Raw genomic sequence first — 17,221 nt, 5'->3', positions numbered from 1 at the left:
GCGGGTGCTGCGGGCATCTGGCGCTCCCGCTCCCTCTTTCTTTTTTGAGGGAACCCGTTAGCATGACCCGGCAAGCCGTGGGGACGCAAGCACACATCCAGTTGTCATTCGCCCGAGAAGCAGGCGATCGAGTATTCCAGAGACCGCAGTGATGGAAACGACAGGTCGCGGCGTACTGGCTACCCCGCAAGTGCGGGGTGTGACCATTTCTTGTGGGGCCATGCTGCTTCTCTTCCTCGTGATCCTGATTCCGGCCTCGCCTGCATTCGCCGAGCCGTGCAGCAAGCCGACGGCGCGCTCCAAGATTGCCGAAACGCTCCGCCTCGCCTCGGAGCAGCGGCCGGTCAATCTCACGTTTCGCACCGGTGCCGACGGCGTGAAACTATCGATCGGCCTCAAGACGAAATATCCCGACGATATGACCATCATCCTGCAGAATGACTTCGAGCAGTTGAACGTAAGGGATGACCGCTTCGATGTCCTGCTACGATTAAGGGGGGCTCGTGAACGGGTCACCGTCCCCTTCAATGCAATCAAATCATTCTGGGATAAGTCCGAGCTGAAGTGCTCCGACGGCTGATGCCTCACTCCGGCGTCGCGCGCCGGATCAGGGCGCAGAGCCCTGTCATCCGTGCGATCGGGTGTTCGACGAACAGGCGGCAGGAAGCGATAGCGCCCTTCAGCGTGTCCGGCGGCGCCGGCGGCTTCAGTTGCTTTGCGAGAGTGGCACCATGCGCGTGCCCGAGCGCGCGAGTCGAAAGCGTCAACGCGTTCAGTCGCCCTTCCCGCTGCAGTGGCGCCAGCATCGTTCGCACCAGCGCTAGATAGGACGGCCAGTACGCCAGATGCCTGTACATACTCGCAATCAGTTGCGGCTGGGTGTCCTCGCCGAACGTATTCAGTTCGGCGACCAGCGTCGCCACCTCGGGGTCCAGCGCCTCCATCGGCGGCAGTTCCGGAATTTTGGTGCCAGGCGCCGTTGGCGCTGTATCGACGGGGCTCACGACATTGGCCGGGCACGGCTCATAATGCGCCAGCAACGCCGAGAGCACGACGAGCGCGAGCGCATTGGTATACTGATAGCTGTCGAGCACGTCACGAATCAGCGCGCGCTCGGTCTCGTCCACGCCTACGGCGAGCAAGGTGTCGATGGAGAAGCCGGGCCAATCCGGCAGCGCGATCGTTCGCCTGACAGCTTCGGCATGCAATGGCGCGTCGCCGAGATAGAGCGGTCGCACCGTCGCCCACGTCCATTCCAGCGCGCCCGGCATGGTCGCGAGGTTGCGCCAGATCAGGTTGACCACGCTGGTGCCGAGCACCTTGCGGATGTCGGCATAGATGTCTGCGATTTCGCCTCTCGCCTCGGATTCGAGAACCGACGGAACGCTCTCAGCCATCACTCTCACTCCGACCGCAGGGGGCAAAGCCAACGGTCGCGCGAACGCGCGCCCGATGACAGGCTCCGCGTACCCACCGACACAAAAAAGGTGGGCACGGCGCAAGCGCGCCTTTGCCCACGCTACGAGATCTACGCAAAAGTCGCGGTTACCGTCCCCAGCCCCTCCAACTCCATCTTCACGGCATCGCCCTGGTCGAGCCACACGGTTTTCAAAAGGCTGCCGGTGAGAACGATCTGCCCGGCATGCAGCCCCGTGCCCTCTTCGGCGAGATGATTGGCAAGCCAGGCCAGCGCGTTGTGGGGATGGCCGAGCACGTCGGCGCCGGTGCCGCGGCCCACCTCCTTGCCGTTGACGAGGGCACGGCCCTTGGCCGTGAGCAGGTCCGGCGCCTTGGTGCGCGCCACCGCCTTGCCGAGCACGCAGCCTGCGGCGAAGAAATCGTCCGCGACCAGCGTCGGCGCGCCCATCGTCTCCCATTTGACGTACCGGTCGTCGACGATCTCGATTGCTGGGTGATACGCCTCGATTGCCTCCATCACCCACTCCGCGGTGAACGGGGCTTCTGACGGAGCGAGACTACGTGCCAGCCGCACCGCGATCTCGCATTCGACGCCGACGCGGACATAATCGCCGAAGCGCAGCTTGGCACCGGAGTCATGCACGCCCTTGGCGAACACGCCACCGCCGCAAGGATGGGGAATGTCGAGATATTCCTGCATCACCGGGCTGGTGCAGCCGATCTTGTAGCCGACCAGCGCGCCGGTCTGCGGCAGCAGCAGATCGTGGACGGCGCGTTGGATCTGATAGCCTTCGGCTTCATCTGCAGGCGCTAGCTCAGGCGGCAGCGCGGCCAGCGGCGCGCAATTGCGGCGGGCGGTAGCGATGTTCTGTGCGGCCGCGAGAATCTTGTCCATCAGCGGCGGCTTTCATGGTTGCAGCCTGTTGCGCTGACCGCCCCTCGCGGTCAGCCGCCAGGCCCTGCCTATTCGTCCCGATAAACCTTCTCGCGCTTCTCGTGACGTTCCTGCGCTTCCACCGACAGCGTTGCAATGGGGCGGGCCTCCAGCCGCTTGAGCGAGATCGGTTCGCCGGTCTCCTCGCAATAGCCGTAGGTGTTGTCCTCGATGCGTTGCAGCGCCGCGTCGATCTTGGAGATCAATTTGCGCTGGCGGTCGCGGGCGCGCAGTTCGATGGCGCGATCGGTTTCGGAAGAGGCGCGATCAGCGAGATCCGGATGATTGACGTTCTCTTCCTGAAGTGTCTGCAGTGTGATCTTCGATTCCCTCAGGATCTCGTCCTTCCACGCCAGCAGCTTGGCGCGAAAATACTCGCGCTGGCGGTCGTTCATGAAAGGCTCTTTTTCGGAGGGTCGATAATTCTTCAACTTTTCCAAGGCCAGCCCATCTTCGCGTGCAAGGCGGGGCGGAAAATTGTCCGTCCGCGCGGGCCTTATATAGCGGCGGGTTGTGACAGACAATATGAGCCGTCTCCTTGGGGGTACCTCCCCCAAGGCCTTGCACAGGCAAAGTTATCGGGACCGCCTGGCGCTAGTAGCCGACTGTGAAGCGCTGGCGGATATGGGCGGGACGCTCGATCTCGTCGGCGAGTGCAACTGCGAAATCCTCGAAGGAAATCGAACTTTTGCCGTCGGCAGCGGTCAAAAGCTGGTCGGTCCCGAGGCGGAACTTGCCAGTTCGCTCGCCGGCGGTGAACAGGGCCGAGGGCGACAGGAAGGTCCAGTTGAGTTCCTTTTCGGCCCGGAGCAGATCGAGGAAGGCGGCGCCCTTTTCGGCTTCCGCCTTGTATGCCACGGGAAAACCCGGGGTAGTGACCAGCCGAACGCCCGGAGCCACTTCAAGACTGCCGGCGCCCCCGACCACGAGGTAGCGGCCAACCTTCGAATTCTTGGCAGCGCCGATCAGCTTGGCCGGGTCGCTGGCGAGAAAGTGGATCGAACTGATCGCGGCATCATGACCGGCAAGCAGCCGGGCCAGTCCCGCCTGGTCCATGGCATCGCCTGCGGTGGGCGTGACATTGGCCTGGGCGGCGATCTTTTCGGGATGGCGGGCGATGGCGGTCACGGTGTGGCCGCGGCGGGCGAGTTCGGCGGTGATGCGCGAACCGGCATTGCCGGACGCGCCGATGACGGCGATTTTCATGGAGGTCTCCCTTGCGATACGCGAATGTGGTATCCAATGGTGACTAGATAGCGAAATGACTGTAAGTGTTAAGAGAGCACTTTTGGGTCACCTGATTACGCCGGAGTAACCGCCGTGAAAGCCAGCGCCAAAACCCCGAACGCCTATTCGGCTCAATGCCCGACGCGGCAGATTCTTGATCGCGTCGGCGACAAATGGGCCGTCCTCATCCTGCTTCTCATCCGGCACGATCCGATGCGCTTCAATGCGTTACGCCGCACCATTGAAGGCATCTCGCAGAAGATGCTGAGTCAGGTTCTCAAATCGCTCGAACGAGACGGATTGATCAAACGCCGCGCGATCGCGACCGTGCCGGTCACGGTGGAGTATTCGATTACACCGCTCGGCGCGACGCTCGCCGACGCGGTCGATCCGTTGCGGGACTGGGCCGAGAAGAACCTGAAGGAGGTGCTGAACGCGCAGCGCCGCTACGACGCGGCGCGCAAGGATATGGCGGCGTGAATCAATCCACCGCCGTCATGCCCCGCTTCAAGCGGGGCATCCAGTACGCCGCGGCCTTTCGGTCGATCACGAACGCCTCTGGAATACTCGGTCGCCCGGTCCCTGCTACGCCAAGGCTTCGCCGAGGCTTTCATGTGTTGGCGCGCCGAAGCTTTAGCGGAGGCGGCAAGCCGGGCAATGACATCAGGAGCTAGAACCGCCCGGCCTTTGCCAGTTCGACTTCAACACGCAGCTCAATCTCGGCCAGCACCGCATCGAGGCCGGGATCGCCGGAGGACGACTTCAGATTGGCAGCGGCATCGCGCAGCCGGTTCACCGTGGAAGCATCGAGATTGCCGGAGAGCAGGCCGATCTTGAGTTCGTCGAGCACGTCGAGCGCGCCCCTGCCCCGTGCCACCGAACGCTTGCGGCGCTCCGTCGGATCCTCGACGCCCTGCAGGGCGAGCAGCGCATCGATGTTGCCGGCGGCTTTGGGCGCTACAGCCGCGCGCGGCTCCTCGGGCGTGGTCGGCGTCTCCGGCAACGAGAAGCCGGTCGAACTGGTTCGCCGCGTATGACTTGCGGGCGATCCAAGCGTGGTGCCGTTCGGTCCGTAGATGCGCATCGTGGTGATCTCGCCCTGAGAATGGAGCGACCTTCGCCTTCTTATGGTTAATGACGCGTAAACGGCCCGGCAAATTCTGCCGACATGCGGCAGTTTCGCCCATTGTGGTGAAGCCGCCGCGACCTCGCGCCTCTAACGAAGACCTAGCAATATCAATGCATTGCATCGGAAACGCAGTGTGGCATGGCGCTCGCATAGTTAATGCCGGACCGTCGTCATGGGAGTGGCGCTTGCGGTCCGACGGAAGACCTCGAGGGGAGCACAGGATGCCCGGCATCCGTTCGGCAAGAGTGATTTGGGTGGCCTGCGCCGCGCTGTTGGCGCTGGCGCTAACGCCCTCGTCCGCGGGCGCGACGTCGCGGATCAAGGATCTCGCCAATATCGAAGGCGTGCGACAGAACCAGTTGATCGGCTACGGCCTCGTCGTCGGTCTCAACGGCACCGGCGACACGCTGAACAACATCCCCTTCACCAAGCAGTCGCTGCAGGCGATGCTGGAACGCATGGGCGTCAACATCCGCGGCGCCACCATCCGCACCGGCAACGTCGCCGCCGTCATGGTCACCGGCAATCTGCCGGCCTTCGGCACCCAGGGCACGCGGATGGACGTCACGGTCTCAGCGCTCGGCGACGCCAAGAATTTGCAGGGCGGCACCCTGCTCGTCACCCCCCTGCTCGGCGCCGACGGCAATGTCTATGCGGTAGCCCAGGGCTCGCTGGCGATCTCGGGTTTCCAGGCCGAAGGCGAAGCCGCCAAGATCGTGCGCGGCGTGCCCACCGTCGGCCGCATCGCCAACGGCGCCATCATCGAGCGCGAGATCGAATTCGCGCTCAATCGCCTGCCGAATGTGCGGCTCGCGCTGCGTAACGCCGACTTCACCACCGCCAAGCGCATCGCGGCGGCTGTCAACGACTTCCTCGGCGTCAAGACCGCCGAGCCGATCGACCCCTCCACGGTGCAGTTGGCGATCCCCGCCGAATTCAAGGGTAACGTCGTCGCCTTTCTTACCGAGATCGAGCAATTGCAGGTCGATCCCGATCTCGCCGCCAAGATCGTCATCGACGAACGTTCCGGCATCATCGTGATGGGGCGGGACGTTCGCGTCGCCACCGTGGCGGTGGCGCAAGGCAATCTTACCGTAACAATTTCCGAAAGCCCGCAGGTCAGCCAGCCCAATCCGCTGTCGCGCGGCCGAACTGTCGTCACGCCGCGCACCGGCGTCAGCGTCTCCGAGGACGGCAAGAAATTCGCGGTCGTGAAGGACGGCGTCTCGCTGCAGCAACTCGTCGACGGCCTAAATGGTCTCGGCATCGGCCCACGCGACCTGATCGGCATCCTGCAGGCGATCAAGGCCGCCGGCGCGATCCAGGCCGACATCGAGGTGATGTGATGAACGGCATCGCCAATTCCTACGACAAGACCTCGCTGATCAACGGCCGCAAGGACCCGCTGCTTGCCGACGCCCTGACCAAGATTTCGCCGGAAGCGCAGAAAAAGACGCGCGCCAAGGCCGAGGATTTCGAGGCGATGTTCCTCAACTCGATGTTTTCGCAGATGACCACCGGCGTCAAAGGCGAAGGACCGTACGGTGACACGACCGGCACCGGCGTCTGGCGCTCGATGCTGACGGACCAGTATTCGAAATCCTTCGCCAAGTCCGGCGGCATCGGCATCTCCAACGATGTCTTCCGCACCTTGATCCTCCAGCAAGCCAACCGCGTCGGCTGATCCAAAGGAAACCCCCGACATGAATCAGCATCCTCAGGCCAGGCCCGCACCGGCCCCCGCGTCAGCAAGAGCTATCTCCACGCCAACCGAGGCGCGCAAGCTCGCGGAAGAACTGATGGATGTGATGAGCGGGCTGCTCGGCATCATCGAGCGCGAAACCGAACTGGTTCGCGCCGGCAACGTGCGCGAGGCGATACGGCTGGAAGAGCAGAAGGGCGAGCTGTCACGCCGCTACATGGTCGCGGTCGAGAATCTGAAGAACGCGCAAAAATATCTGGCGCAGGTATCGCCGGAATTACTGACGACGCTGCGCCGCCATCACGACACCTTCCGCGCGATGCTGCAGATCAATCTCACCGTGCTTGCGACCGCGCACGCGGTGTCGGAGGGCATCGTGCGCGGCGTCAACGCCGAGATCCAGCGCAAGAACATTCCGAATACCTATACGGCTTCGGGACAACGGGCCGCGCCGGGACCGCGCAACATCACCCCGCTCTCGGTCAGCCGTTCGCTATAAGCGATCGCGATCTTCGGTCCGCTACAATTTTCACTAAATCTGCGCGCCCACATCAAAGCGGGATTCAGCGTATTCCCTAACACCGTGTTGAGAGGTGCCCGGCTATATTGCGATCGATGAGGGGTTGGATTTGACTCGCAGCAAGCCTGGAGGCTGCCATGAGTACAGATTTCAACATCAAACCGGTGGGGGCACCGGTTGCCGCGCCGATCGTTCAGCACGTGAGCGAGGCGGCACAACATGCGGTCGCAACCGAACTGCCGGCGAGCCAGAGCGTCTCGGCAGTCGACTCAAGCGCGCGCGCCAGCATCGATTCCGCCGCGGTCCGCGTCTCTATTTCAAATCCAGCGGTATCGAACCAGGTCGTGATCGACCGCGATGCGCGCGCCGTGGTCTATCAGGTAGTCGACGTCAAGACGAGCCAGGTCGTGAAGCAGTTTCCCGAGGAAGCCGTGCTGCGCCGGCGGGCCTATTTCCACACGCTCGACCTGACCAAGGACGCCCCGACGCGGCTTCTCGCAACCGACCGCAAGGCGTGAGCCGACTTCTTCAGCTGGAGCGTGCGGCGTAGGCCTGGTCGAGATAGGTCTGGCCGCTCGCCGCATCGGTGACGACGTTCTTGATCTCCGCCTTGCCAAGCGCGGTCAGCGTAAACTTGGTGTCACCGATCCGGAACGAAAGGTCCTTGATCAGAACTTCCTGGAATTTATTGGTGCCGCCGCTCTGGTACTGCACCTTGGCGCGAAAGCCGGTGACGTTCGAGATCGTGAACTTGAACGTCTTGTTGTCAGGATACTTCCCGGTCCAGGTGCCTTCATAGAGCTTGGGATCGACCGCCACGTACGGAGTCTTGGACGGAACGGTCAGTCCCACCGTCTTGTAGTTGGCCGATATGATGCTCCAGAGGTCAGCCATCTTGGCATACTCGGCCGTTAGCTGCGGCCGGAGAGGCCGGCGGCGAGATTGCAATTGATGTCGATCAGCGACTTCAACTTGGCCGGATCCGGGTTCATTTGCATGTCGACAGTCTGCTTCATCACGAAGACGCCGATGTTCGCGATGTTCTGCCGCACTTCGATCGGTTGAGGGTTCTCGTTCGCTTCCACGGCGCTCATGAAGATCGACCAGAGCCGGCGGTTGAACAGCAACGCGTTGTGCATGGCCTTATCAGGGCCATTCCAGTTGGACTGGACTTCCTGGAGTTGTCGTGCGGCCTTCAGCAGTGCCTGCGCTTCAATTTCACGGGGGGACGTCGTCGTTTGCGATGTACGCGCGTAGGCTTGGGCTGCATTAGACATTCACGAACCTCGATGGGAGCGGTTGACAGCGGGACTGCAGAAAAACTGCCCAACTTTCATACAGGTTGCGCCTTTAAATATGGTTAGCAAGTGTTACCGATTGTGTCGGTAGCCCGGCAGAAATCCACATTTTCGTCAGCATGCCGGCCGTCAGGTTCTGATGGAATTAACATCGGAGCCCAAATTCTCACCTTCGGTGCTTTTCTTCATGCCGGGATTTTTCTTCTCGAGCGGAAAAGTTTCGTGACGGATCTGCACGATCGACAGGATCGCATCCAAGACTGACGCCTGCGTGCGAAGCAGCGTCGAAGCGCCGGCCGGGTTGGCAACGGCATTGTTAGTCGCCGTGTTGTCGATGAAGTTGGCGAGACCGACACCGGCCGCGTTGAAGCTGACGCCGGTGAAATCAATTCGCCGGGTTGGAATCTGCTCCGTATTCCTACTGGTCAGAGGCAAGAAAGCCCCGCCAAATGGGCACTATTTGCATGTTCACCATTGGTTAACCATCATCGGGAAGGATGCGAATCTGCCGGCGGGCAATCGACAACGCGCGAAAGCGTCAACGGAGAACAGGCATGGCCTTGAAAGTCGAGCTCAAACCGCACGAGCGAATCATCATCGGCGCATGCGTGATCACCAATACCGATCAGCGCGCCAGGCTGTTGATCGACGGCGACAGGATTCCGATCCTGCGCGAGAAAGACATCCTCACACCAGAGACCGCCGACACGCCGGCCAAGCTGGTCTATCTCGCGGTACAGCTCATGTACCTGTCACCGGATCCGATGGCGCACCATCCAACCTATTTCAGCCTGGTACGCGACATCCTCACGACAATGCCGAGCGCATGGCCCTTCATCGAGGGTATCAACAACTGCACTCTGAACGGCGATCTTTACCACGCGCTGAAGGAAGCGAAGAAATTGATCGGCCATGAAGAGCAGATACTGGAAAGTGCCCGGAAAATGCAATCGCTCAATGAGCCGGATCGCAAATCCGCGTAGCCATCGCATCGCTCAAAAGTACAAAGGCCTCCGCGAAGGAGGCCTTTTGCTTTTGAAGCGAACAAGTTTTCTTCAGATCGGCAGGAACTTGGTCAGCGTGGTCTGGTACAGCATCGATGTCGTTTGATACGAGGCCTGCAGACTAGTCTGCAGCGCCAGGATCTTGGTCGCCACTTCGTCCTGGTTGATGCCCTCGATCTGGTCGAGCATGGTCTGCGCCATCCCCTTGAGCTGGGTCTGGCGGTCGGTCGAAGCCTTGATGGCGTTCTGCGCGCCGGCGAACTCCGCCTGCATATCCTGAATCGACTGTTGGCCGGTCTGCGGCGCCAGGTTTGCCGAAATCCGCTGTTGCAGCGCGTTCACCTGCGCCTTCGAATTTGGGTTGGCGGCATTGGTCGTGACCGCTGCATACACCGCGATGTTCTGCAACTCGTAGCGCAGCGCCTGCTCGTTGGCGCGCGCGCCGTATTGCACCGTGATGGACTGGTCGATGCGCGCGATCGCCGTGCCGCGCGGCGGATCGGTGCCGACTTCGCCGGTGTACCACGAGACCGTGTTGGCGGTTGTGCCGCCGATCAGATTGGTGGCGGTGGCAAACGGCGGACCGTTCACACGCAGCGGCGCCGGATTTGCGCTCGCCGTGGCGCTGAAGCCCAGCGCCGCGAAGGCGGCCGCGTTCGAACTGGAAATCGTCAGGCTCGCGCCGTCACCACCATGCAGCGCAATCACGCCACCAGTGACGGTCGACGGGGTACCGGTGCCGGTGATCGAATCGATCTTGGCCAGCAAGGCCTGAACGCTGTCGGTGATGTTGAGCTGGTTGCCGGTCGCTCCCGATGCGACGAAGGTGATCGGCGTGCCGTTGACCGTGATGGTGTCGCCGGCCGCAAAGCTCGCAGCCAGCGAGTCCGTCCCCGCCAGGCCGGACAGCAGCGTGGCACCGGTGATCGGCGCCGGCACCGCGGCCTGGTTGTTGACCGCACTCCCGGTGACGGTTGCGGACGGATTGAAGAAATTGTCCGACGCCGCGATGGCGGACGCGGCAACCAACGCCGTGTCGCCCAGTGTCTGGATCGAAGAAGTCAGCGCCGCCTGCATGTTCGCGGTGGTTGCAACCGTATCGACGCCAATCAGAAACGAGCCGGCAGGCGGCGGATTGGTGGTCGTCGCGGTCAGCGCGATCGACTCCGTGGTGCCGTCGGGCAGGTTGAAGTTGAACGTGATCTTGTCGCCATTGTTCGGATTGACGGCGCCGAGATCGACGGTGGCGGCCGGCGGCGCGCCGGTCGGCTGGGTCACGGTCGCCCCGGTCAGTGATGAGCTGATCGCACCGAGCTTCAACCCGAACGATGAACCGTCCTCGGCGAGGCTGGTCACGGTGGTCGTCAATGGCGGCGACGAGACAGTCAGATGCGCCATGTTGCCGACGCCCTGATCGGCCTGACGGCGCTCGTTGATCAGTTGCTTCAGGCCGGCCTGCGTGCCCACGCCGTCGAGCATGACGTCGGCCGGCACCGTCGCTGATGTGTCGGTGGTGCGGCCGGAAAACAGATAGCGGTCGCCTGACTGGCTGTTGAGCAGCGACACCGCATTCGAGAACGCGGCCTGCGCCGTGATCTGGCCGGAAGTCTGACCGTTGTCGTTGAGCACGATGGTCGATGTGCTGGCAGCGCTCTTCACCGACGTGCCGATGTCGACCAGGCCCTGCAGCGCCAGGTTAACGACGTTGAGCCTTGTATTGACGTTGGTTGCGGTGTCCTTGAACGCGTCGATGCTGCTGACCTGCGCGCGCAGGCTGAGCGCGAAGCCTCGATTGGCCCCCTGCCCGGCGTAGGTCGTCGAGACCCGGCCGCTGGCGAGCTGCTGCGTAAGATCATCGAGCTGCTTGCGGATGTTGAGGATCGAGGTCCCAATATAGGATGTCCTGCCGTTAACGCCATCGATCGACATGATACCCTCACATGGCCTGGATCAGCGTGTCGTACATCTGCTTGATGGACGACATCACGCGCGCGTTGGCGGAATAGGCATTCTGCAGCGCAAGCAGATGCGCCATCTCGTCGTCGATATTGACGCCGGAGGCATCCGTCACCTTCTTCTGCAGGGTGTTCAGCACCACAGACTGACCGTCGGCGAGTTGCTTGGCCGCGGTCGCGGCTTCGCCCTGCTGGCTGATGAACTGCTTGGCGAAATTTGTCAGCGTGCCGGTGAACGGAGCGCCGGTAGTTCCGATACCGGTCTGCGGGGAATAGCGATAATTCCCCGACTGCAGTTGCGTGAGAATGAAGTCGGATCGCGTGGTGTCGCCCGAAGGCGTCAGCGGGCTCGTGGAAAACACAATGGCACGCGAGGGATCGCCGAGCAGCCCGAGATTGACGCTGATGCGGCCGGCGAGACCCGTCTGCTGCGACCCGTTGGCGGTGATCGCCCCGGAAAAGAGGCCGCCATTATCCGTGAACAGCGGAAGCTGTGGGTTGCCGCTGGTGAGCGACGACATTGTCGTGGTGACCGATGCCGCCAGCACGTCCGAACGGTTTGGCGCGCCGTCGTCCAGCACGCGCAGGGTCGAGCCCGACGGATTTGAGAACTGCAGATCGCTCGCCCCGAGCGCGGCGTTGAGCTGGGAGACGACCGACGCCATACCGCCGGAAAAATCGATGCCAAGCACCTCGTCGTTCGGATCGAGCGTTGTGGTATTGCTCAGCGGCAGCACGCTCGGATCGTCGACACGCACGATCGAGAGATTATGCGTGATGCCGGTGGTGTTGTCCTTGTAGGTGACGTGAACGACGTTGCCTGACTGCAATCCCGTGAGATCGAGATCATAGCCGGCCTGCGGCAGGACGGACGCGGGAGCGGCAGTGCCTGCGGTCGTCTTGTCCGACAGCGCGCTCGACATCGCCGCCGCGAACTGGTCGATCTGCGCCTGCGCCTTCACCAGCGTGTTGTCGCGCAGCTCGAGATAGGCAGCGATCTTGCCCGAACGAATCGAGTTGGTCGACACCAGATCGTAGCTGCCGCCGTGCGGGAAGTTGATGGTGATGGTGCCGACGTTGTTCTTGGTCGGGTCGGGATTGTACAGCGTGTTGGGCGTCACCGTGCCCTGGGGATTGAACGAAAGCTGCGCCGCCTCGGTGCCGACCAGTTGCACGCCGGAATTCGTGAACACCGTCACCTGGTTGAGGTCGTTGACGACCGTTCTGATGTCCATCAGGCTCGACAACTGGGTGATGTATTGATCGCGCTGATCCAGCAGCGATGCCGTCGCAGCGTCCGTCTTGCCGTTGTTCTGGAGCTGATTGTTGATGAACGCGATCTGGGCCATCGCGTTGTTCGCCGTAATGATGGAATCGTTGATGCCCATCTCGGCGTTGGCGCGCAGAGCCTGGATCCCCTGCGTCGCCGCATTGAGCGTTTGCGCCATCGTCTGCGCGGCGCTGACGGCGCCGATCCGCGCCGACTGCGAGTCCGGGCTGGTGGACAGGCCCTGAAATGCGGTCAACAGCTTGTTGAACGCGTCCTCGATGGTACCGGTTTCAGCCGGATTTCCGTAGACGTTCTGCAAATTTTGGAGGTAGGTCGAGCGGATATCGGCGTAGGCTGCACCGGAGGTTTCCGTGCGCAGTTGCGTCTGCAAGTACTGATCGAGCTGCCGGTCGACGCCGTGGAGCAGAACGCTCGAGCCGTAATCGCCGGTCACGCCGGCGGACTGGATGATCGATTTCCTGACGTAACCGGGCGTTTCCGCGTTGGCGACGTTCGATCCGACCAGCGAGATCGCAGCTTGCGTCGCGCGCAGGCCGGACATTGCGGTGGAGAGAGCTTGACTCAAACCCATGACTAATTGCCCATCTCAAATCGCGTCGCGAATGGCGCGTCGAACTATCGCAGCACGTTCAGGAGATCCTGCACCATCGTGTTGGAAGTCGTGATCACCTTGGTGTTGGCCGAGTACGCCTGCTGAGTGACGATCAGCTTGGTAAACTCGTCGGCGATGTCCGTGTTGGATCCTTCCAGCGAGGAGCCGACGATGGTTCCGGCCTTGCCGAACAGCGCCTGTCCGGATGCGTCGGTGACTTCGAATGCGCCGCCGTTAACGCGCTTGAGGAAATTGGTGCCGTTGAAGGTCGCGACCGAAATTTCAGCGAGGTCGAGGTTGCGGCCGTTGGAATAGTTGCCAACGATTCGGCCGTTGGTGCCGACGCCGACGGACTGCAACTGGCCGGCCGGGAAGCCGTCCTGCTGGATCTGGTTGACCTGGACGTTGCCATTGGCATCCGCGAATTGGGTGACGCCGCCGGTACCGAAGTTGATGACGGGACTGCCCAGCGCGACGCCGTTGACGACGGCATTGGTGAGCTCGATCGAAGGGATCGCCGGCGTCATCTGGCCTGAGGCAGAGAAGGTGAAATTGGTGTTGACGTTCTGCCATGAGACCTGGGTGCCGGTTGCGTTGGGATTGACCTGGTAGAACAGGTTCCAGGTGTCGGTATGGCCCGCACCGAGCGAGGCGCTGTCGACCTTGGCCCAACGGAACTGCAGGTTCACCGGAGCGCCCGATACGTCGTAGGTCGTAACCGCACCACCCGCGATCGACTCGGCGAGGAACGTCGAATTGTCGTTGCCGACGACCTGACCGGTGCCGACGCCGCCGCCGCCGCCGCGCGTCGCCGTCACGGTGCCGGTAAAGCCGAGGGCAGCCCAAGCTGCTGTGTTCGAACTTGAGATCGTGAGGTTGTCGGAGGTGCCGGAATGCAGCGTGATCGAGCCGCCGCTGATTGTGGATGCGACTGACGTTCCCTGGAGCACGTCGATCTTGCCCAGCAAGGTGCCGATGCTGTCGTCGACGTTGATCTGGTTGGGGCCGACGGCGGTGCCCGACGCCATGAAGGTGAGGGTTTGGCCGTTGACCGTAATGGTGTCGCCCGCGACAAAATTGGTGGAGATCGAGTTGGTGCCGGCCGCGCCGCTGAGCAGGGTCGCGGCTGTGTTCGCAACCGACGGCGTCGCTTTGTTGTTCTGGGTGGTGCCGCTCCTGGAGGCGTCGGTATAGGGCGCCATAGGCGTGCCGAGCGCCAGCGGATTATGTCCGGTACTGTATGATCCGGGAACGATCAATTCCGATCCGGGAACGGAAACGTCGTGCTTGGTCGTCAGCGGATAGCTGGCGAGGTTGGCGCGATAGTCGATCCTGGTGGTTTGCTGCGCCGGCAAAAAGTCGTTCTGGAATCTGAGGACCTGCGGCGAACTGCCGGACGGGTTGCCGGTGGTCGGGTCGATCGGCACACCCTGCAGGTAATAGCCAGCGCCGTTGACGAGATAGCCGCTCTTGTCGAGCTGAAAGTCGCCGCGGCGGGTATAGCGGTCGACGCCGTCGAACACCGGTGTGCCGTCGGTGAAGTTGCCAGGCTTTTGTACCGCAAAAAACCCGTTGCCGTTGATCGCCATGAAGGTCGCCACCGAGGCCGTCTGCACGTCGCCCTGCACCGAGTTGGTGGAGCGAGATTGCGTGGTCACGCCGCCCGCGAGTTGCGCGGTCGCTGAGGTCTGCGGAATCAGATCGAGAAAGGAGGTGTCGACGCGCTTGAACGCCGTGGTCTGCGAGTTGGCGATATTGCCCGAGACGTTTTCCAATGCGTAGGAGTTGGCGCGGAGGCCGCCGACCGCGGTGGTGAGAGCGCCGAAGATACCCATGACATTTTCTCCAAATTCGATCCGGGCGGCTCGCCGGTCCACGTAAACCCAGGCCGCGTCGGGAGAAGATGTCGCAAGCGTTGTGCCAAACAACAAAACCAATATAAATCAACGTCTTAAGAAAAAAGCCCCGGTCCAAAGACCGGGGCACATTTGCCGGGCGGGCAACAATTGCCGAGTGGCGGCCTTCAGGAGGCCGACGGCCCCGCAGGGTGGAACACCAGAGCAAACCCGTCGATGCAATAGCGCAAGCCGGTCGGTTTTGGCCCGTCATCGAAGACGTGTCCGAGATGGCCGCCGCAGCGGCGGCAATGCACCTCGGTGCGCAGTATGCCGTAAGTGCGGTCCTCGGTCTTGCCCAGGGCATTGTCGAGCGGCTGCCAGAAGCTCGGCCAGCCGGTGCCGCTGTCGTATTTGGTTTCCGAGGAGAACAGCGGCAGATCGCAACCGGCGCAGGCGAAGATGCCCTTGCGCTTTTCCTTCAGAAGCGGGCTCGAGCCCGGCCGCTCGGTGCCGTGCTTGCGCAGGATTTCATACTGCTGTGGCGTGAGCTGGGCACGCCATTCGGCGTCGGTCTTTTCCACCTCGAATTTCCCGGCGGCCTGCGCTGGCGTGGTGCGCAGCCAGCGGAAAGCGGCCAGGCCAAACAGGCCGGCTACGGATGCGAGCAGGAAACGGCGGTCGAACATGGAATTCTCCGTGCGAGGCGGGCCTAACGGTTCGCCATCAAGTACGGCCCGGAAGCGCCGAAGTTACACCGATCCGTCCCGGATCTTCTCACTTTCCTGCGAGGGAACGACCGACATCCCGCCGTCCCGGGCCTCTGCCGGCCGTGGCGGCTGTGGACGCACGGAGCGCGGCGCGACCGGCGGACGGCGCGGCGGCCTGGTTCCGGCCTGCCGGTTGGCCTCCGCCAACCGCGCCTCGCGCACCCGTTCCCGGGCGCGGGCGCCTTCGCGGTAACGGGCCAGCGCGCCCGCCGCCGCGGAATGGCCCCGCCCCCACAGGCCGATCAAATGGCCGGCTACGCGGCCGGTGGCGCCGCCCGCCCAGACCAGTTCGAATGGCGAGAACAGTTTCCAGCGGTCCTCACCCCACAGGATGCTGCGCGCGATGACCTGGCCGGCCATCGCCGAAGTGTTCAGCCCGTGGCGTCCGAAGCCGCTGGCAACCCACAGCCCTTTGCGCAACTGGCCGATCTGCGGCATGCCGTGCACGGTCACCCCGACCGCGCCGCCGAACACGTCTGATATCGGTACTTTGCCGAGGCTTGGGAAGATGGTGGCAATGCGGCGCTGAATGAGGGGGGCAAAGCGGCGCGGCCGCGCCTCCCAGGTGGTTTCCGGACTCGCCCACATCAGCCGGTCGCCGTCGATGATTCGGAAATGATCGATGCCGTCGCTGTCGGCCACCGAGCCCCTGAAGGCGATCACCTCGCCGAGCCGTTCGCCGAGCGGCTCTGTCACGGCGGCATAGCGCCAGACCGGCAGCAGCGTCTCCGACAGGCGTCGTAACGGGGCGCCGAGATGAACGTTGCCGGCCAGCACGATATGAGAGGCGCGCAGCCGCGCCGACGGCGTCACGATGCGCTTGCGAATGCCCGACGGATCGATGCTGACGACTGGGGTATCTTCGAAAATGCGCGCGCCCGCCCGCCTTGCCTGCGCGGCAAGGCCATGGATGTATTTGCGGCCGTCGATCTGGAACGCGCGCGGATAATAGATGCCGTGGAAATAGCGTGCCGTCCCGAGTTGATCGCGAACGCGATCGACCTGCCATCCCTCGACTTCAGTCTCGAAATCCTCGCTCAGTGTCTGCAGCCGGCTGATCAGCGTCTCGCCGGCATCGACGTTGGAGACCTCCAGCGCGCCTTCAGTGAGCGCAATTCCCGGCATCGCCTCTTCGGTTGCGGCGCCGCGAACGTAGTCAGCGCCCTCCTTCGACAGCGCCCACAATTCGCGCGCGTCTTCGATGCCCACGCGCTCGATCAGGTCGCCGATCGGAAGACTGTAGCCTGGCATGACCGTACCGAGTTGATGGCCGGACGCGTTCCAGCCAACATGCCGGCCTTCGAGTACGGCCACGCTGGCGCCGCGTCGCGCGGCCTCCAGAGCTACCGTAAGACCGGCAAGTCCGGCTCCCACCACGCAAATGTCGACATCCAGGTCGAACGAAAGACGCGAGCGAAAAGGGCCGTCGTCGGGGCCGTTGGTCGCACTTGAGAAAGTCTCGGGCATGGCGTTTCTTACGGCCGGCTGCAGCGCTTGTCACCTCGTCCCAGACATGAGCTTGTAGATTAGTCCAGACTAAGACCG

At 62.7% G+C, this 17,221-nt stretch carries 20 protein-coding genes; 7 read left to right on the top strand and 13 right to left on the bottom strand.

The window, feature by feature from the left end; all coding sequences use genetic code 11:
* The first annotated feature begins 151 nt into the window (after positions 1–151).
* Positions 152–580 carry a ClpXP protease specificity-enhancing factor SspB gene (locus V1278_RS16365; protein ID WP_334381538.1) on the top strand — a complete coding sequence of 143 codons (429 nt, stop codon included), beginning with the start codon at positions 152–154 and terminating at the stop codon, positions 578–580.
* A 4-nt stretch (positions 581–584) separates the two neighbouring features.
* On the opposite strand, the gene V1278_RS16360 is transcribed toward V1278_RS16365, so the two are convergent.
* From V1278_RS16360 to V1278_RS16345, 4 genes are all read right to left on the bottom strand, one after another.
* Positions 585–1,397: a hypothetical protein gene (locus tag V1278_RS16360; protein WP_334363731.1), complete on the bottom strand. Its 813-nt coding sequence runs from the start codon at positions 1,395–1,397 to the stop codon at positions 585–587.
* 131 nt (positions 1,398–1,528) lie between these two features.
* Positions 1,529–2,314, bottom strand: a complete 786-nt coding sequence (locus tag V1278_RS16355) for a 2-keto-4-pentenoate hydratase (protein ID WP_334381537.1) — start codon at positions 2,312–2,314, stop codon at positions 1,529–1,531.
* A 68-nt stretch (positions 2,315–2,382) separates the two neighbouring features.
* Positions 2,383–2,748: an RNA polymerase-binding protein DksA gene (dksA, locus tag V1278_RS16350; RefSeq protein WP_141686941.1), complete on the bottom strand. Its 366-nt coding sequence runs from the start codon at positions 2,746–2,748 to the stop codon at positions 2,383–2,385.
* 199 nt (positions 2,749–2,947) lie between these two features.
* Positions 2,948–3,559: an NAD(P)-dependent oxidoreductase gene (locus V1278_RS16345; RefSeq protein WP_334381536.1), complete on the bottom strand. Its 612-nt coding sequence runs from the start codon at positions 3,557–3,559 to the stop codon at positions 2,948–2,950.
* A 114-nt stretch (positions 3,560–3,673) separates the two neighbouring features.
* On the opposite strand from V1278_RS16345, the gene V1278_RS16340 reads away from it, so the two are divergent.
* Positions 3,674–4,060, top strand: a complete 387-nt coding sequence (locus tag V1278_RS16340) for a winged helix-turn-helix transcriptional regulator (protein WP_334381535.1) — start codon at positions 3,674–3,676, stop codon at positions 4,058–4,060.
* A 190-nt stretch (positions 4,061–4,250) separates the two neighbouring features.
* Here V1278_RS16340 and V1278_RS16335 read toward each other — a convergent pair whose 3' ends face one another.
* Positions 4,251–4,664 carry a flagellar assembly protein FliX gene (locus V1278_RS16335; protein WP_028348621.1) on the bottom strand — a complete coding sequence of 138 codons (414 nt, stop codon included), beginning with the start codon at positions 4,662–4,664 and terminating at the stop codon, positions 4,251–4,253.
* A gap of 266 nt (positions 4,665–4,930) precedes the next feature.
* Here V1278_RS16335 and V1278_RS16330 point away from each other — a divergent pair, with 266 nt between their 5' ends.
* From V1278_RS16330 to V1278_RS16315, 4 genes are all read left to right on the top strand, one after another.
* Positions 4,931–6,055, top strand: a complete 1,125-nt coding sequence (locus tag V1278_RS16330) for a flagellar basal body P-ring protein FlgI (protein ID WP_334381534.1) — start codon at positions 4,931–4,933, stop codon at positions 6,053–6,055.
* Entirely contained in the window at positions 6,055–6,393 is a 339-nt protein-coding gene (flgJ, locus tag V1278_RS16325) for a flagellar assembly peptidoglycan hydrolase FlgJ (protein WP_334381533.1), read from the top strand. The genes V1278_RS16330 and flgJ overlap by 1 nt, the downstream gene beginning before the upstream one ends.
* Before the next feature lie 19 nt (positions 6,394–6,412).
* A complete protein-coding gene (locus V1278_RS16320) occupies positions 6,413–6,910 on the top strand; it encodes a hypothetical protein (protein WP_334381532.1) in 498 nt (165 codons plus the stop codon).
* A 158-nt stretch (positions 6,911–7,068) separates the two neighbouring features.
* Entirely contained in the window at positions 7,069–7,449 is a 381-nt protein-coding gene (locus V1278_RS16315; protein ID WP_334381531.1) for a hypothetical protein, read from the top strand.
* Positions 7,450–7,459: 10 nt separating this feature from the next.
* Here V1278_RS16315 and V1278_RS16310 read toward each other — a convergent pair whose 3' ends face one another.
* From V1278_RS16310 to V1278_RS16300, 3 genes are all read right to left on the bottom strand, one after another.
* Positions 7,460–7,825: a hypothetical protein gene (locus V1278_RS16310; RefSeq protein ID WP_334363741.1), complete on the bottom strand. Its 366-nt coding sequence runs from the start codon at positions 7,823–7,825 to the stop codon at positions 7,460–7,462.
* 17 nt (positions 7,826–7,842) lie between these two features.
* Complete coding sequence (gene flaF / locus V1278_RS16305) at positions 7,843–8,208, bottom strand: flagellar biosynthesis regulator FlaF (protein WP_057843972.1); 366 nt, start codon at positions 8,206–8,208, stop codon at positions 7,843–7,845.
* A 150-nt stretch (positions 8,209–8,358) separates the two neighbouring features.
* Positions 8,359–8,664: a hypothetical protein gene (locus V1278_RS16300; RefSeq protein ID WP_334381530.1), complete on the bottom strand. Its 306-nt coding sequence runs from the start codon at positions 8,662–8,664 to the stop codon at positions 8,359–8,361.
* Between the two features lie 119 nt (positions 8,665–8,783).
* Between V1278_RS16300 and flbT the strand changes: the two genes are divergently transcribed.
* Entirely contained in the window at positions 8,784–9,212 is a 429-nt protein-coding gene (gene flbT, locus V1278_RS16295) for a flagellar biosynthesis repressor FlbT (protein WP_334381529.1), read from the top strand.
* Positions 9,213–9,284: 72 nt separating this feature from the next.
* Here the strand turns inward: flbT and V1278_RS16290 are convergent, their stop codons facing one another.
* From V1278_RS16290 to V1278_RS16270, 5 genes are all read right to left on the bottom strand, one after another.
* Entirely contained in the window at positions 9,285–11,162 is a 1,878-nt protein-coding gene (locus V1278_RS16290; RefSeq protein WP_334363744.1) for a flagellar protein, read from the bottom strand.
* A 7-nt stretch (positions 11,163–11,169) separates the two neighbouring features.
* A complete protein-coding gene (flgK, locus tag V1278_RS16285; RefSeq protein WP_334363746.1) occupies positions 11,170–13,050 on the bottom strand; it encodes a flagellar hook-associated protein FlgK in 1,881 nt (626 codons plus the stop codon).
* Positions 13,051–13,094: 44 nt separating this feature from the next.
* Positions 13,095–14,906, bottom strand: a complete 1,812-nt coding sequence (locus tag V1278_RS16280) for a flagellar hook-basal body complex protein (RefSeq protein ID WP_334381528.1) — start codon at positions 14,904–14,906, stop codon at positions 13,095–13,097.
* 188 nt (positions 14,907–15,094) lie between these two features.
* A complete protein-coding gene (msrB, locus tag V1278_RS16275; RefSeq protein WP_334363748.1) occupies positions 15,095–15,595 on the bottom strand; it encodes a peptide-methionine (R)-S-oxide reductase MsrB in 501 nt (166 codons plus the stop codon).
* A gap of 63 nt (positions 15,596–15,658) precedes the next feature.
* Positions 15,659–17,143 (bottom strand): NAD(P)/FAD-dependent oxidoreductase, encoded by a 1,485-nt coding sequence (locus V1278_RS16270; RefSeq protein ID WP_334381527.1) that lies wholly within the window; start codon positions 17,141–17,143, stop codon positions 15,659–15,661.
* Between the last annotated feature and the right edge of the window lie 78 nt (positions 17,144–17,221).

The organism is Bradyrhizobium sp. AZCC 1577 (genome assembly GCF_036924575.1).
Classification (GTDB): domain Bacteria; phylum Pseudomonadota; class Alphaproteobacteria; order Rhizobiales; family Xanthobacteraceae; genus Bradyrhizobium.
This window is presented reverse-complemented; position numbering and strand designations above follow the sequence as displayed.